The sequence below is a fragment of the Nocardia sp. NPDC047648 genome, from assembly GCF_040642815.1.
In the GTDB taxonomy this organism is placed as follows: domain Bacteria; phylum Actinomycetota; class Actinomycetes; order Mycobacteriales; family Mycobacteriaceae; genus Nocardia; species Nocardia gamkensis.
Window position 1 is genome coordinate 807,176 of record NZ_JBEYSX010000001.1, and the last position, 15,728, is coordinate 822,903.

Below are 15,728 nucleotides of genomic sequence, written 5' to 3' on the forward strand. Positions count from 1 at the left end.
GGCTCCGGATGTCGAGGAGGAATGCGCGATGCCGATCGATCTGACCTATTCCGACGAAGTACGGGCGCTGACCGAACGCACCCGCGCGTTCGTGCGGGAGACGGTGCTGCCGATCGAGGACGAACACCACGGTGACATCACCGTCGCGGGTGGTGACGAGCTGCGCGTCACGCTGAACGAGCAGGCGCGCAGAGCAGGCGTCTTCGCGCCGCACGCGCCCGTCGAGTACGGCGGCCACGGGCTGTCCATGTCCGATCGCGCCCCGGTGTTCGAAGAGGCGGGCTACTCGCTGTTCGGTCCGACCGCGCTCAACATCGCGGCGCCGGACGAGGGCAATGTGCACATGCTCGCCCACATCGCCGACCCGGAGCAGAAGTCGCGCTACCTCGAGCCGCTCGCCCGCGGGGCGGTGCGCTCCGCCTTCGCGATGACGGAGCCGGCACCCGGCGCGGGCTCCGATCCCGCGGCGCTGGCCACCCGGGCCGTCCGCGCCGACGGCGGCTGGCGCATCAACGGCCACAAGTACTTCATCACCGGCGCGGACGGCGCGGGCTTCTTCATCGTGATGGCCCGCACCTCCGGCGAACCCGGCCAGCGCGGCGGGGCGACCATGTTCCTGGCCCCTGCCGACACCCCCGGCCTGCGTGTCGGCAGGCATATCACCACGCTCGACCGGGCCATGATCGGCGGCCATTGCGAGGTCTTCTTCGAGGACATGTTCGTTCCCGACGAAGCGGTGCTGGGCGCTGTCGACCGCGGCTTCGAATACGCCCAGGTACGGCTGGGTCCTGCCCGCATGACGCACGTGATGCGGTGGCTCGGCGCGGCGCGGCGCGGTCACGACATCGCCGTCGCGCGTGTCGCTCAGCGCGAAGGATTCGGTGCGCGCATCGGCGATCTCGGCCTGGCGCAACAGATGATCGCCGACAACGAGATCGACATCGCCGCGACCCGCGCGCTGCTGGTGCGGGCCTGCTGGGAACTCGACAGCGGGGAGCACGCGGGCAACGCCACCTCGATAGCGAAGACGTTCGCCGCCGAGGCGATCTTCCGCATCGTCGACCGGAGCATCCAGTTGTGCGGCGGTCTCGGCGTCTCCGACGACCTGCCGCTGGCGCGCCTGTCCCGCGAGGTGCGGCCTTTCCGCATCTACGACGGACCCTCCGAGGTGCACCGATGGGCTATCGCCAAGCGGGCGGTCGGTGCCGCCCGGCGGGCGGCGGCCGACGGGTCCGGCCCTTCGCACTGATCCGGTAAGCCGCCGGGCGAGGCTGTAAGTCCGCCCGTCGGCCGCCTACAGGCACAGCTCTCCGCGTAACATGCGGACTTCATGGTTCCGCCGAAACGGAGTTCCTCGCCGCCACGAGCGGCGAACACACCGATCCGACCGCGTCTCGGGATGATCGAACGGAGAGCCGTATGTCAGCGCACGACCGCCGATACCTCATCTCGCTGAATGCGGGAGAACCCAGCGACGACGCGACGCTCATGACGATCCGGTCGGCGTTCTTCGACTGGCTGAAGAAGGCCGGTGCCGAAGTCGTCGAAGACGGCGGCGCCAACCGGGTAGTCATCGCGGCGGCGCCGGAAACAGCCGAGCGAGCCTGCGGCCTCGCGTACGTGCGCACCGTCGAGCCATACGCCTGACAGCACTGCTCTGTCTCGAGCGCGAGCCACGGGGCGTGCCGACTCGATGACCAACCCACACGCGAACACCCCGCCGCCGCCAGCTCGGCTGACGGCGGCGGGGTGTTGTCTGCGGTCGGACGAACCGACGGGTGATTACCGTCCGTGCTGATGCGCGGACTGGCGGGCCTCGTCGACGTCCGCTTCGGCCCTGGCCTTCTCGGCGGCGGCTTCCTTGCCTGCCGCCTCGCGCTGCGAGGCCGCCTTGTCCTGCTGCGCGCGGCCCTCGTCCTTCAGATTCTCCTGACCGGTGACGGTACCGGCCGCTTCCTTCACCTTGCCCTTGACATCTTCGACGACGCCTTCGACGCCTTCACGAGCACCGCTTCCATGTTCAGCCACAACAACCTCCTGGAATATCGGAACAAGCTGACATCTCGCGCATACCCGGGAGACCGGCCTCGAACCATCTTCGGCGAGAAAGACCGGCGTCGCGCGTGTCGTGCCTGGTCGCGGGCGGGCGGTGTCAGCGAAGCGGGGTGGTCTCGCTCGGGCCTGCCGATAACGGGTCATCGTGAGCCGCTGTTCGTGGTCGTTGTACTCCGGAATCGGCAGCGGGAACCAGTAGCTGCCGTCGAGCCAGGCCTGCCCGAGCAGCGGAACCGGCTTCTGCATGATGTCGACCCCCTTGCCGTGCGGCGGGCTCCCGAAGGACCCGACCGGCGCACCGTCGATGAAGAACTCCACCCGCTGCTCGGTGCGGCGGACGGCGTAGGCGTGATCGTCCGCGCCGACGCGTCGCGCCTACGTCGGCACGGTGTCCCCGCACCTGGCCATGGACCACGCGATGACGGCGATGCCGGTCGCCGCGCTGGCAGCGCCCGCTCCGCACGGATCAGTCGCCGCCCTGACCGCATCGACCGCGGACCGCTACACCTGCGCTTCGGTACCGCCGATGCCCGACATCGTCAGCTCGACGGGTTCGCGCGGCTGGTCGGGACGGAACACGCAGCGTGTGCACGTGTAGATCGTGGGCATGCACTCGTTGCAGTGCACGCAGGCCGAGCGGGTCGTCGCGTCGGATCGGATGCGCTGCAACAGGTTCGGTTCCCGGAGCAGAGCACGGCCCATGGCGACGAACTCGAAACCTTCCGCCATCGCGAGCCGCATGGTGTCCAGATTCGTGATGCCGCCGAGCAGAACCAGGGGCATGCTCAATTCCCGCCGGAAGTGCCGCGCCCGCTCGAGCAGATACGCCTCCTGATACGGGTACTCCTTCAAGAACGCCTTGCCGACCATCCGGAAACCCCAGCGCGCGGGCACCGGCAGAACATCACCGAACGACCGCCGCGGGGCGGCACCGTGGAACAGCAGCATCGGGTTCAGCAGCGAACTGCCCGCCGTCAGCTCCAGCGCGTCCAGGCTGCCGTCGGCTTCCAGCCACGCGGCGACCTGCACCGACTCCGGCACGGTGAGCCCGCCCCGCACTCCGTCTTCCATGTTCAGCTTCGCCGTCACCGCGAGCCGGCCGCCCACGGCCTGCCGTACCGCGGCGGCGATCTCGCGCGCCAACCGCGCCCGGTTGGCCAAGCTCCCGCCGTAACGATCGGTGCGGCGGTTCAGCTTGGGGCTCAGGAACGAGCTGACCAGGTAGTTGTGCCCGAAGTGGATCTCCACCGCATCGAAGCCGGACGCTTCGGCCAGCTTCGCCGCGTCGGCATGAGCGGCCACGAGTTCACGGATCCCGTTCTCGTCGGGACTGCGCGTCATGCGCATCGAGAGGGGGCTGAACATCCGGCTCGGCGACAGCGCCGGAACCCGGTTGGAGGCCGCGTTGGCCACCGGACCCGCATGCCCGATCTGCGCACTCACCGCGGCGCCTTCACCGTGGACGGCTTCGGTGAGCCTCCGCAATCCCGGCACGGCGTCCGGACGCATCCAGATCTGGTGCCGGTCGGTCCGGCCACCGGGAGCGACAGCGCAGTACGCCACCGTCGTCATCCCCACGCCACCGGCGGCGACCTCGCGATGGAACTCGATCAATTCATCGGTCACCAGAGCGTCCGGCGTGCGGCCTTCGAAGGTCGCGGCCTTGATCACCCGGTTGCGCAGGGCGATCGGTCCGAGCCGGGCCGGTGCGAATACGTCGTTCATCGTTGTTTCTCTCCTGTCGGCGCGGTCAATCCGGCCACTACGAATTCCCGGAGGGTGGCCACTGCCTCCCGCGACATCTCCCGGTGCTCCGCACTGCCGAATCGCATGATGAGCAGGTCGAACGCCAACATCCACCGGCGGCGGCTCTCCCGCTCGCTCACACCGGGCAACAGGCTCACCCACGCATCGATCCGGAACCATGGCTGCCGCCATTCGGTCACCTGCCTGCCGAGGACGAATTGCGCCAGCAGTCTCAGGTGCAACCGCCCCACGGGATCGGCGGCCAACGCGACGAACGGCTCGATCACCGCATCGACCACCTCGGCGACCGACCCGTGCGCGCTGGTGACAGCGGCCAAGCGGTCCTCCCACACCGGCCCCAGCCGCTCCTCGAGCAACGCGGCGACCAGAGCGTCCTTCGAACCGAAGTGGTAGTGCACCGCCGCCGGGTTGGCCCCGGCCTGCGCGCAGATCCCGCGCACCGACACCTCGTCGTAGCGGCCCTCCAGCAGCAGTCGTTCCGCGGCTGTCAGCAGGCGATCGCGGGTGGTCGCGGCCTCGGAGACCTGTTTCGGCATGCGCTAAGTGAAGCACGTCTCCATCGCCGATTCAATCACTGATTGAAACAATGTTTGACCGGCCGGCGCGGTTCCTCAGGAATTGCCCGCGATGATCACCTCGGGAATGCCGGTGCCGATCGGGACCGGCCGGCACACCGGCGCCGGACTGCCCGGAGCCAGCACCGTGAGCAGCAACTCCTGCACGAACGGGTCGTACACCATGTGGAAGTGCCCGGTGAGATCGGCGGGACACAGGTCCTGCAGGGCGATGTTCCGCGCGCCGGGCCCGCGCAGCGCGATGTTCTCGAACGGCTGGATCATCTCGTCGACGCGGCTGCCGATGGTCACGTATCGCACCCCGGGCACCGTGTCGCCGCCCGCGTTGAGGTCGAGCATGGTCGGCGACCCCTCGGCCTGCTGCACGGCGGCGAGCGAGGTCACCTGGGCGAACGCCTGCAACGCGCCGGGGATCGCCTGGGCGACCGGCACCAGCCCGTACATCACACCGCCGTAGGTGGGGGACGCGAGGCCGACCCACTGACCCACCTTGGGCGCACCACCCAGCTTGTTGACGTAGTACCGAGTGACATTGGCGCCCTGGGAGAATCCGATCAGATCGACCTGGCCCGCGCCGGTGGCCGCGAGCACCTGATCGACGAACGCGCCGATCTGATAGGCGCTGAGCACCAGATCCTCGGTACCGTAACTGTCCGCGCCGGGCTTGCCGCCGTAGTTCAGCGCGAACACGCAGAAGCCGGCCGCGGTCAGGCGCGGCGCTATCCCCGACCAATCGGAATACGCTGAGGAGTCGGTTCCGTGCGCGAGCACCAACGGATGGGGATGCCGGGCGCTGGGAACGCATCCGAAGTCGTTGGTGCCGCTCGGGACCGCGTTCGGATGGCTTTTCTGATACCACGCGGCGGCGAGGTGGTCGGACTGCGGCGGAGCGGGGTTCGTCGGCACGTCGGGCGGGCGAAGGCCGGACGGCTCGGCCGACGCCACACCCGGGCCCAGCGCGGCCGCGCCGGCGACCACCAGGGCCAGCACGGCGCGACGCAAGTGTGAACTACCCCAAGCTTCCGCTCGACTCGACTGTCGCATCTCACAATGATCGCTCCGATCGGCTCGAAATGCTCGCGGTATCGGGGTGTTTCGCCTCCCCTACTTCTCGGGGGTCTCGTCCTCGGCGAGGATCCGGTAGAGGGACTTGCGGGTCTCGGTGAGCAACTCCGCCGCACGCGCCGCCTGCTGCGGGGTACCCGCAGCCGCGACCTGCGCGACCGCCCCCATCAGCTGCCCCACGAGTCCGCGCAGGTCCATCGCCTGGGCTCCGACGTCCTGCTGCACGTCCGCCCACGGATCGCCGAGCTCGTCCCGGTGCGCGGCTACGTACTCGTTACCGGTCTCGGTGAGCTTGGCGGTCTTGCGCCCGGCGACCTTCTCGATGAGGACAAGGCCCTCGTCCTCCAGCTGCGCGAGCGCGGGATAGATCGATCCGGGGCTCGGCCTCCAGATGTCGTTGCTGCGCTCGCGGATCTGCTGGATGAGTTCGTAGCCGTGCATGGGCTGCTCGGCGAGCAACAGCAGCACAGCGGCGCGCACGTCACCGCGCCTGCCCCGACCGCCACGGCCGCGTCCGCGACCGAATTGCGGGCCGAAGCCAGGGCCGAAGCCGGGACCGAATCCCGGCCCGAACTCGGGGCCGAAACCGTGGCGTCCACCGCGGCGGAAGCGCAGCCGGTGTTCGAAGCCCTCGGGCCCGGGCAGCGGCCCGCGGCCACGCCGGCCGAATTCTCGATCTTCTCGGTATTCCATGTCAGCCTCCCAAGGCTCTCGTGTTTGTTTCATGCTATCGACGATATATCGGCAATGCATCGAACGCAAGGCTCGATTTCGTAACCGGGCCGGGCGGGGAGGTCAGCTCACCAGCGAGTCGATCCAGCGCGATAGCCGCGCGCCCTCGGTGACCATGAGTTCTGGATCGCGAAAGGTGTTGGTGAGCAACGAGATTCCTTGATATGCCGCGACATAGGCGATCGCGAGCTCCCTCGCGTCGGCGCGCCCCATCGCGGCGAACTGCCGTTCGGCCCAATCCACCAGCACGCGCATCACATCGGCGGCCGCGGTGTCCAACCCGTCGCCACGCTTGTCCAACTCCGAGGACAAGGTGCCGAACGGGCAGCCGTACCGCACGGTCTGCTCACGATCGGCGACCCAGCCCGCGATCAGAGCCTTCAGTCGCTCCGACGGTGTCTCGTGGCGATCGCTCGCGGCGATCACGGCATCGAGAATGTGCGCGTGCGAGCCGATCGCCGCTTCGATGAGCTGGTCTTTCGTCTTGAAGTAGTAGTAGACGTTGCCGACCGGAACATCGGCGGCGCGGGCGATGTCGGCGATCGTCGTCTTCTCCACACCCTGCTGGTAGAACACCCGCACGGCCGCCTCGACCAGCCGCTGACGCTTACTCGGCCTGGTTTCCGTCACTGAGTCAGTCACACAACTAACTGTAGACAACGCGTCGCCGACCGGCTATGTTGTGTTTAGTCAGTCAACTAACTAAGGAGAAACGACGATGATTGTGGTCACCGGAGCCACCGGAAATATCGGCGCGCCCCTCGTGCGCTCGCTGTCGGCCGCGGGCGAGGAGGTGACAGCGGTCGCCCGCCATGCGGACCTCTCGCTGCCCGACGGCGTCCGGTCGGTTCGGGCCGACCTCGGCGGGCCGGAAAGCCTCTCCCCTGCCCTGTCGGGAGCCGACACCCTGTTTCTCCTGATCACCGGTGAGCAGTTGGTGGCAGGCCCCGATCCTGAACAGGTGCTGAAAGTCGCCGCGGCCGGAGGCGTGCGGCGCGTCGTCTTCGTGTCCTCGCAGGGAGTGGCCACCCGCCCCGACGCGGCGGGCTATGCCCGGCTCGTCGCCTACGAGCAGGCGATCAGGGACTCCGGCCTGGCCTGGACCTTCCTGCGACCGGCCGGGTTCTTCTCCAATACCTACGCGTGGGCGGATTCGGTACGCACGCAGCGTATGGTCGCCGCGCCGTTCGGCGATATCGGCCTGCCCTCGATCGATCCGGCCGATATCGCCGCCGTCGCGGCGGCCGCATTGCGCGACGAACGGCACGCCGGACAGGTCTACACCCTGACCGGACCCGAACTCGCCACCCCGCGAGCCCAGGCCGAAGCACTCGGTGCGGCGCTGGGCGAGCCGCTCGGATTCATGGAATTGACTCGGGCGCAAGCCCATTCGGCGATGCTCGACTTCATGCCCGAACCGGTGGTCGAGCACACGCTGACGATCCTCGGCGAACCGACACCCGCCGAACAGCTGATCAGCCCCGATGTGCCGCGTGTGCTGGGGCGGCCCGCCGCGAAGTACGCCGAGTGGGCGGTCCGCAATCGGGCGGCCTTCGCCTGACGCGTCCGGCAGGGCGGATGGCCGGTGGCTTGTCAGCCGATGTCGACCGGGTCGATCTGCACGCGAAGGGGGGCGTCGGAGCGGTGCGTGCTGCGAATCGCCTGGGCCGCGCGCAGTGCAGCCGCGAGCGCCGCTCCGGAGCGGCGCTCGACCCGCAGCAGCAGACGTTCGACTTCGGCGGGCGAATCCTCGGCGGAGAAGGGCTTGCGAGCGCCGTCCGGCAGCGGCACCGGGCCGAGGCGGTCGACCGTCGCGGGCAGATCCGCCGCCGAGAGCAATTCGGCGATGCTCTCGGCGGTGCCGTCGATCGCGGCGAGCCGGACCGCGGGCGGGAAGCCGACCTCGGCCCGGGCCGCGACCTCCGCACGCGCCGCGCCCACCGGGTCCCACCGGACCAGCGCCTGCACGGTGGGGATCGAAGGTTCGGCCACGACGATGACCTGGCCGTGCGCGCGGACCAGCGTCGCGGCGGCCATCCAGCGGCGCAGTGCGTCCTCGGCGGCCCGCAGGTCGGCGCGCCCGAGCAAGGCCCAGCCGTCGAGCAACAGTGCGACGCCGTACCCGCCGGGGACCAAGGGTTCGGCACCGACCGTGGCGACGACCACTTGCGGGCCCGGCTCAACGGTATCGAGCACGGCGCCGCCCCCGGAGCCACGGATGGGCACGCCGGGAAAGGCGCGGCCGAGCTCCTCCGCCGTACGCGCCGCCCCGATCACCACGGCCCGCAGCGCGCGCGAGCCGCAGGTGGTGCAACGGAACGCCGCCTCGGTGATCCCGCACCAACGGCAAGCGGGGCTGTGCGCGGCGGCGGCGGCGCTTTCCGCTGCCGATCCGCGGGTCTCCGGCAGCGCCAGCGGCCCGTTGCAGTGCCTGCATCGGGCCGGAGTGCGGCACTTCCCGCAGGCCAGCGCGGGGATGTAACCGCGGCGTGGCACCTGCACCAGCACCGGCGCCCCCTCCTTCAGCGCGGAACGAGCGGCCGCGAAGGCGACGCCGGGAATCCGGACGGCACGGGCGACCGGATCGCGCTCCAGGGCGAGGTCGCTGTCACCAGGGGCGCTGATCCGCGGTGCGTTCTTGCGCAGCACCGCGCGATCGGCGACCAGATCGTGCGCCCAGCCGGAATCGACCACCGCTTGGATCTCCGCGGTCCGCGCGAAACCCGCCGCGACGAATGCCGCACCGGTCTCGTGCGCTCGCAACATCGCCACCTCACGCGTGTGTGGATACGGTGCGCGTGGCTCGGCGTAGGTGTCGTCGCCGTCGTCCCACAGCGCGATCAGCCCGAGGTTCGCCGCCGGTGCGAACACCGCGCTGCGCGTGCCGACCACAACCCGCGCCGAACCGCGCAGCACCGCCAGCCAGCGCCGGTAGCGTGCCGCGGGTCCGAGACCGGCGGCTAGCCCGACGGCCGTATCCCCCACCAGCCCAGTGCATTCCGCCAGCACTCGGTCGAGGTCGCGTTGGTCCGGGACCATGAGGATCGCGCTGCGTCCCTGCCGGGCCACCAACGCAGCGAGCTCCGCCAGCCGGCGCGGCCAGTCCTCACCGGGCAGCGCCTGCCAAGCCGCCCGCGCCCCTTTCCCTTGCGCGAGCGCACCGACGAACGCCGGGCCGTGCACATAACGCTCCCAGGCCGCGAGGTCGACGGCCGAAAGTTCCGGCGATACCGCCTCCTGGTTCGTGGCGCCGCCGCGAGGCTCCGCGCTCTGCCCGACACCGATACGCCCCTCGCCCGAAGGCGGATCAAGCGGCTTCGAGGACCCTCCGGCGCCCGCCTCCGATGACGGCGCCTGCCGCACGGCCCCTGCGCCCCGCCCGACACCGATACGCCCCTCGCCCGAAGGCGATTCAAGCGGCTTCGAGGACCCTCCGGCGCCCGCCTCTGGCCGGTGCTCCTGTCGCGCGGTGCCCATGCTCACGGTGTCGGGATCAGCATCCGATCCGGGCGCGCTGACGGGTTCGGTGTCCACCCCCGGGGCTGCGTGGCCCGCAACCGCCGATTCGGCTTGCGGCACTGGGGAATCCGAGGAGTGCGAACCGGGGAGAACGTCTGCGGCTGCGGCGGTCACTATGGCTGGCCGCACGGAATCCGTTGCCGTGCAGCGTTCTCCGGCTTCGACGACACTCGCGGACGCACCGGGGTCCGCCGCGGCAGCAGGAGCCGTAGACCCGACGGAATCAACCTGTGCCTCAGACGACTTCTTCGCACCGCCGGTCTCGGTTCGGGCGTGGCGCGGTGGAATGGCCAGACGCAGGACGTCGGCGCGCGTGCCCGCGTAACGGGCCGCCACCTTGCCGGCCAGCTCCAGGATTTCCGGCGTCAGCACGCGTTCGCCGGAGACGACGCGTTCGAGTTCGACCAGTTTGCCGCCGTGATCGCTGTGCGCGGAGCGTGCGAGAAGGTAACCGTCGACCAACCGGCCGGCGAAACGGACGCGCACCCGGACCCCCGGCTGGGCGATCTCGTCCAGCTCGGGGGGCACCAGGTAGTCGAAGTCGCGGTCGAGATGCGCGGGCGACAGCAGAGGGAGCACCCGGGCGATCGGCAGCTCCGCGCCCGCGGGACCCGCGGCCGGACGGTCCGCCTCGGTGGCGGGGGTGCCCGCCGCGGGTGCGTTCACTCGGACCTGATCGAGGTCAGAGTCCGACGGCCGCGCGCAGCTTGTCCGCGCGGTCGGTGTGCTCCCACGGCAGGTCGACGTCGGTGCGGCCGAAGTGGCCGTACGCGGCGGTCGGCGCGTAGATCGGGCGCAGCAGGTCGAGGTCGCGGATGATCGCGCCGGGGCGCAGGTCGAAGACCTCGGTGATCGCGGTGGAGATGCGCGCAGGGTCGACCTTCTCGGTACCGAAGGTCTCGACGAACAACCCGACCGGAGCCGCCTTGCCGATCGCGTAGGCCACCTGGACCTCGACCCGATCGGCCAGATCGGCCGCGACCACGTTCTTCGCGACCCAACGCATGGCGTAGGCGGCCGAGCGGTCGACCTTGGACGGGTCCTTTCCGGAGAAGGCGCCACCACCGTGGCGGGCCATGCCGCCGTAGGTGTCGACGATGATCTTGCGGCCGGTCAGGCCCGCGTCGCCCATCGGACCACCGAGCACGAACTTGCCGGTGGGGTTGACCAGCAGGCGGACGTTCGAGGTGTCCAGCGAGGGCACCTCGAGGTCGGCGAGCACCGCTTCGAGGACCTTCTCGCGGATGTCGGGCGCGAGCAGGTTGTCCAGGTCGATGTCGGCGGCGTGCTGGGTGGACACGACCACCGTGTCCAGGCGGACCGGGCGATCGCCGTCGTACTCGATGGTGACCTGGGTCTTGCCGTCCGGACGCAGGTAGGGCAGCACGCCGGACTTGCGCACCTCGGTCAAGCGGCGCGACAGCCGGTGCGCGAGCGCGATCGGCAGCGGCATCAGCTCGGGGGTGTCCTTGGTGGCGTAGCCGAACATCAAGCCCTGATCGCCCGCGCCCTGCCGCTCGATCTCGTCGTCGGAGCCGCCGACCCGGGCCTCGTGCGAGGTGTCCACACCTTGGGCGATATCCGGCGACTGCGCGCCGATCGCGATATTCACACCGCAGGAATTTCCGTCGAATCCCTTCGCGGACGAGTCATATCCGATTTCCAGGACCTTTTCCCGGACAATACGGGGAATATCGGCGTACGCCGACGTGGTGACCTCACCCGCGACATGGACCTGGCCGGTCGTCACGAGGGTTTCCACCGCGACCCGGCTGCGCGGATCCTCCGCGAGCAACGCGTCGAGAATGGAATCGCTGATGGCATCACAGATTTTGTCCGGATGACCTTCGGTCACGGACTCACTGGTGAAAAGCCGGCTCCCGGACGTGCGCACAGTTGTTCCCTCTCCCTCAACGGGTTACTCGTATCGGCTTGCGACAGTAACGCCATGTCGCGCCTGCGCAACCCTTACATTCCAGACTATTCCAAATCACCGACAGGGCGGACCTCAACTACAAAGCCGCCCCGGACTGCTGAATTCCCGGTGTCCCGGCGATGCCGAAAGAATGACGACGCCGCGAACGAACGACGGATCGGATGGCAATCCCGGCAGGCCGGCCACCCGGCTCAGCGCAGCAACCCACTCAGCGCGTCGAGCACACGGCTGGCCAGCAATGCCTTCGAACCGTGGTCGAGCGCCTGCTCGGTGCCGTCCGCGCCGAGCAGCCAGCCGTCGTTGGTGTCCACCTCGAACGCTTTGCCCTCACCGACCGCGTTGACCACGAGCAGGTCGCAGCCCTTGCGGGCGAGCTTGGCCCGCGCGTGGGTGAGCACGTCGCCGTGCTCGTCACCGGTCTCGGCGGCGAAGCCGACGATCGCGGTGCCGGGCAACTGCCCGTCGCGGCGCGCCTGCACCAATCCGGCGAGGATGTCGTCGGTCTTGGTCAGCGGAATGACGTCGGGCTCGCCCGCGCCCTTCTTGATCTTGGCGGCGGCGACGTTGGTCGGCCGGAAATCGGCGACCGCCGCGGCCATGATCACCGCGTCGGCGCCGGCGGCGTGCTTGTCGACGGCGGTCTTCAGCTGTTCGGCGGTGGTGATGTGCACCAGGTCGACGGCGGCCGGTGCCGCCATCTCGATCGTGTTGCCCGCGATCAGGGTGACGTGGGCGCCGCGCTGGGCCGCGACCCTCGCGAGCGCGTAACCCTGCTTGCCGGAGCTGCGATTGCCGAGGAAACGCACCGGATCCAGCGGTTCCCTGGTGCCGCCCGCCGTGATGACGACCCGGCGGCCCTCCAGATCCCGCGGGATCGCGTCGGCGCGCTCCATGAGCAGCGACGCGAGGCCGAAGATCTCCTCGGGCTCGGGCAGCCGTCCGGGACCCGTGTCGGCGCCGGTGAGCCGCCCCGCCGCGGGCTCCATGACGATCGCGCCGTGGGCGCGCAGCGTCGCGACGTTGGCGACGGTCGCCGGATGCTCCCACATCTCGGTGTGCATCGCGGGCGCGAACAAGATCGGACATCGGGCCGTCAGCAACGTGGCGGTGAGCAGGTCGTCGGCGCGGCCGGAGGCGGCGCGGGCCATGAGGTCGGCGGTCGCCGGGGCGATGACCACCAGGTCCGCCTCCTGGCCCAGCCGAACATGCGGGACCTCGGGCACGTCGGAGAACACACCGGTGTGCACCGGGTTCCCGGACAGTGCTTCGAAGGTCGCCTTGCCGACGAACTCCAGCGCCGAGTGGGTGGGGATCACCCGGACGTCGTGTCCGGTCTCGGTGAACCGCCGGACCAGAGAGCACGCCTTGTAGGCGGCGATCCCTCCGGCTACGCCGACGACGATCCTTGTGGTCACTACGCCTCCGGCCTAGTCGTGGTCACGGGCGAACGCGGTTCGCCTCACTCGCCTTCGGAGTGCTCGAGCAGGTCGGAGTGGATCTCACGCAGCGCGACCGACAGCGGCTTCTCCTGCAGACCCGGCTCGACCAGCGGGCCGACGTACTCGAGGATGCCGTCGCCGAGCTGGTTGTAGTAGTCGTTGATCTGCCGGGCCCGCTTGGCCGCGTAGATGACCAGGGCGTACTTGGACGACGTGCGCTCCAGCAACTCGTCGATCGGCGGGTTGGTCAGGCCGACCGGGGTGTCGTAGGCGGGCGCGGTCTTGGTGTCCGTACTGCTCACTAGGGGGACTCCTGGTGTTTGGGAGGTCACGAACTCGAATTTGTGCTAACGAACAACGATACCAACTGCTCACAGGCGCTGGTCACCTCGTCGTTCACGATAACGATGTCGAACTCGTCACAGGCGGCCAGCTCGATCCTGGCCGTTTCCAGGCGGCGCTCGATCACCTCGGGTGACTCGGTGCCGCGCGAGGTCAGCCGCGCCACCAGTTCGTCCCAGCTCGGCGGGGCCAGGAAGACCAGGATGGCTTCCGGGATGGCCCGGCGCACCGACCGCGCGCCCTCGAGATCCACTTCGACCAGGACCGGAAGGCCCTCCGCCAGAGCGGCGCGCACCGGCCCGGCGGGGGTGCCCGACCGCTGCAACCCGCCGTGGATGTCAGCCCACTCGAGCAGCTCGTCCGCCTCGATCATCGCGTCGAACTCCGCACGGGAGACGAAGCGGTAGTCGAGGCCGTCGACCTCCCCGGGCCGCGGGGCCCGGGTCGTTGCCGACACGCTGAAGACCAGGTCGGGCAGCCGTTCGCGGACACAGCGGACCACGGTGGACTTGCCCACGGCCGAGGGGCCGACCAGTACTACCAGTCGACCCTTCCGCGTGTGTTCGATCACCCTAGTCGTCAGGCGTCGAAGTCGAACCGGGCGAGCAGCGCCTTGCGCTGCCGGTCGCCGAGTCCGCGCAGCCGCCGGGTGGGGGCGATCTCCAGCTCGCTCATGATTTCCGCCGCCTTGACCTTGCCCACCTTCGGCAGGGCCTCCAGCAGCGCCGACACCTTCATCTTGCCGAGGATCTCATCGGTCTCGGCATCGGTGAGGACCTGCTTCAGGTTGGTGCCGCCACGCTTCAAGCGCTCCTTGAGCTCCGCCCGAGCGCGGCGAGCGGCAGCCGCCTTCTCCAAAGCAGCGGCGCGCTGCTCGTCAGTCAGCTGGGGAAGGGCCACGGTTCCTCCGTCTCATCGTTCATTGCATCAACTCCTGCCGGTAACCCAGCAGTCTCAGCGACCGTACCCACGACGTCCGCCGATTGCGAACCCACCCCCCAGGTCAGCGCATGATTCCGGATACCGACGACACTCGGGGGGTGCGTCGCCCGACCCGCCCGCGCCACCGCGCGGAGCGCGCTGCGGGATTCGCGAAACACGCCGCCAGCAGGGCGTTTTCGGCAAACCGAGTGGTTTGCGGGAGGGTTGCGGTAGCGCAGCGCATCGTTCCAGCAACCCCTCACGCGCCCTACCAGGAACTTTCTCGAAATTTTCCGCGTGTCGCGAGTTCTTCCCGCGTGTCGGGCGTCACATCAGAGACATTCGGCCCGCTCGGCGCGGCATCCGGTGCCGGTTCGCGGCCCTGTACGCCGGTCCAGCAGGCAAGTGCCCAGCCGAGCACCGATGAGCGCCGAAATCGGCGCAGGAGAGCGCACAGGCACCGGTAAGGCCGCGTGTGTGAGTACAGCTGCACGCGCACGCGCCTCGGAAAGACCGAAGGCCGGCGCGGGTGCGCCGGCCTTCGTGGTCATTTCTGCAGAAACGCGAACGCGTCCTGGAATTCGTGCACCCTGGCACGCAGTGCCGGGACGTCAGGACCCGCGCGCAGCAGCTCGCGCGAGACGTTCGGCAGGACGGCCCCGAGCATCGGCTCGGGAACCAGCTCGCGGATCGTGTCCGGGCCGCCGCCCTGAGCGCCTACCCCTGGCATCAGGATCGGACCGTTGAGCGCGGACAGGTCCGGCGCCTCGCGCAGCGTGGCGCCGACCACCACGCCCACCGAACCGAACTCGCTGCCCGCGTTGCGGGCCGCGGCCTCGTCGACCATCGTCTGCGCGACCGCGCGGCCGTCCGCCCCGACCGCCCGCTGCACCTGCGCTCCCTCGGGATTCGACGTCGCCGCGAGCACGAAGACGCCGCGGCCGTTGGCCTCGGCTAGGGTCAGCGCGGGCGCCAGCGAACCGAATCCGAGGTACGGCGAGACCGTTACCGCGTCGGACGCGAGCGGACCGTCGGCCAGCCAGGTCCGCGCATAGGCGTCCATGGTGGACCCGATGTCGCCGCGCTTGGCGTCGGCGAGTACCAACGTGCCCGAGGCGCGCAGCACCTCGATGGCACGCTCCAGCACGGCGATACCGCCGGAGCCGTAGGCCTCGAAGAACGCGACCTGCGGCTTGACCAGCGCGACCAGACCGTCGAAGGCCTCGACGCAGATCTCGGCGAAGCGCTCGAGGCCCTCGACGTCCTCGGGAAGGCCCCAGGACCGCAGCAGTTGCGGGTGCGGGTCGATCCCGACGCAGACGGGCCCGAAGTCCCGCATCGCGTGCCGCAAGCGCTCGCCGAAGGTCTTCATCTCGC

Annotated in this window: 16 protein-coding genes; 3 read left to right on the top strand and 13 right to left on the bottom strand. The window is 69.6% G+C overall.

Going from position 1 to position 15,728, the window contains the following annotated elements; translation table 11 throughout:
- Nucleotides 1-28 precede the first annotated feature (28 nt).
- Together ABZ803_RS03710 and ABZ803_RS03715 are read left to right on the top strand one after the other, a co-directional pair.
- A complete protein-coding gene (locus ABZ803_RS03710) occupies nt 29-1,249 on the top strand; it encodes an acyl-CoA dehydrogenase family protein (RefSeq protein ID WP_357032287.1) in 1,221 nt (406 codons plus the stop codon).
- 170 nt (nt 1,250-1,419) lie between these two features.
- The gene (locus tag ABZ803_RS03715; RefSeq protein ID WP_357032290.1) at nt 1,420-1,647 is read left to right on the top strand and encodes a hypothetical protein; all 228 of its coding nucleotides are present in this window, start codon (nt 1,420-1,422) and stop codon (nt 1,645-1,647) included.
- Nucleotides 1,648-1,782: 135 nt separating this feature from the next.
- On the opposite strand, the gene ABZ803_RS03720 is transcribed toward ABZ803_RS03715, so the two are convergent.
- The 6 genes from ABZ803_RS03720 to ABZ803_RS03745 all read right to left on the bottom strand — a co-directional run bounded on the left by ABZ803_RS03720 (nt 1,783) and on the right by ABZ803_RS03745 (nt 6,836).
- Complete coding sequence (locus ABZ803_RS03720) at nt 1,783-2,028, bottom strand: CsbD family protein (RefSeq protein ID WP_357032693.1); 246 nt, start codon at nt 2,026-2,028, stop codon at nt 1,783-1,785.
- Nucleotides 2,029-2,556: 528 nt separating this feature from the next.
- Nucleotides 2,557-3,780 (bottom strand): NADH:flavin oxidoreductase, encoded by a 1,224-nt coding sequence (locus ABZ803_RS03725; RefSeq protein WP_357032293.1) that lies wholly within the window; start codon nt 3,778-3,780, stop codon nt 2,557-2,559.
- Entirely contained in the window at nt 3,777-4,358 is a 582-nt protein-coding gene (locus ABZ803_RS03730; RefSeq protein WP_357032296.1) for a TetR/AcrR family transcriptional regulator, read from the bottom strand. The genes ABZ803_RS03725 and ABZ803_RS03730 overlap by 4 nt, the downstream gene beginning before the upstream one ends.
- Nucleotides 4,359-4,433: 75 nt before the next feature.
- A complete protein-coding gene (locus tag ABZ803_RS03735; RefSeq protein ID WP_357032299.1) occupies nt 4,434-5,441 on the bottom strand; it encodes an alpha/beta fold hydrolase in 1,008 nt (335 codons plus the stop codon).
- A 60-nt stretch (nt 5,442-5,501) separates the two neighbouring features.
- The gene (locus ABZ803_RS03740; protein ID WP_062973602.1) at nt 5,502-6,155 is read right to left on the bottom strand and encodes a PadR family transcriptional regulator; all 654 of its coding nucleotides are present in this window, start codon (nt 6,153-6,155) and stop codon (nt 5,502-5,504) included.
- A gap of 102 nt (nt 6,156-6,257) precedes the next feature.
- Nucleotides 6,258-6,836 (bottom strand): TetR/AcrR family transcriptional regulator, encoded by a 579-nt coding sequence (locus ABZ803_RS03745; RefSeq protein ID WP_357032303.1) that lies wholly within the window; start codon nt 6,834-6,836, stop codon nt 6,258-6,260.
- Nucleotides 6,837-6,912: 76 nt separating this feature from the next.
- Here ABZ803_RS03745 and ABZ803_RS03750 point away from each other — a divergent pair, with 76 nt between their 5' ends.
- The gene (locus ABZ803_RS03750) at nt 6,913-7,755 is read left to right on the top strand and encodes an NAD(P)H-binding protein (protein WP_357032306.1); all 843 of its coding nucleotides are present in this window, start codon (nt 6,913-6,915) and stop codon (nt 7,753-7,755) included.
- Between the two features lie 32 nt (nt 7,756-7,787).
- Here the strand turns inward: ABZ803_RS03750 and ABZ803_RS03755 are convergent, their stop codons facing one another.
- The 7 genes from ABZ803_RS03755 to pyrF form a co-directional block, all read right to left on the bottom strand.
- Entirely contained in the window at nt 7,788-10,307 is a 2,520-nt protein-coding gene (locus ABZ803_RS03755; RefSeq protein WP_357032696.1) for a primosomal protein N', read from the bottom strand.
- An 88-nt stretch (nt 10,308-10,395) separates the two neighbouring features.
- On the bottom strand, nt 10,396-11,607 hold the full coding sequence (gene metK / locus ABZ803_RS03760; RefSeq protein ID WP_040867522.1) for a methionine adenosyltransferase: 1,212 nt from the start codon (nt 11,605-11,607) through the stop codon (nt 10,396-10,398).
- A 233-nt stretch (nt 11,608-11,840) separates the two neighbouring features.
- Entirely contained in the window at nt 11,841-13,064 is a 1,224-nt protein-coding gene (gene coaBC, locus ABZ803_RS03765; RefSeq protein WP_062973598.1) for a bifunctional phosphopantothenoylcysteine decarboxylase/phosphopantothenate--cysteine ligase CoaBC, read from the bottom strand.
- Between the two features lie 44 nt (nt 13,065-13,108).
- Nucleotides 13,109-13,390 (bottom strand): DNA-directed RNA polymerase subunit omega, encoded by a 282-nt coding sequence (gene rpoZ / locus ABZ803_RS03770; RefSeq protein ID WP_039798918.1) that lies wholly within the window; start codon nt 13,388-13,390, stop codon nt 13,109-13,111.
- A gap of 26 nt (nt 13,391-13,416) precedes the next feature.
- Complete coding sequence (gene gmk / locus ABZ803_RS03775) at nt 13,417-14,001, bottom strand: guanylate kinase (protein ID WP_062973597.1); 585 nt, start codon at nt 13,999-14,001, stop codon at nt 13,417-13,419.
- A gap of 8 nt (nt 14,002-14,009) precedes the next feature.
- The gene (gene mihF / locus ABZ803_RS03780; protein WP_028476708.1) at nt 14,010-14,330 is read right to left on the bottom strand and encodes an integration host factor, actinobacterial type; all 321 of its coding nucleotides are present in this window, start codon (nt 14,328-14,330) and stop codon (nt 14,010-14,012) included.
- Between the two features lie 568 nt (nt 14,331-14,898).
- Nucleotides 14,899-15,723 (bottom strand): orotidine-5'-phosphate decarboxylase, encoded by an 825-nt coding sequence (gene pyrF, locus ABZ803_RS03785; protein ID WP_357032698.1) that lies wholly within the window; start codon nt 15,721-15,723, stop codon nt 14,899-14,901.
- Nucleotides 15,724-15,728 lie beyond the last annotated feature (5 nt).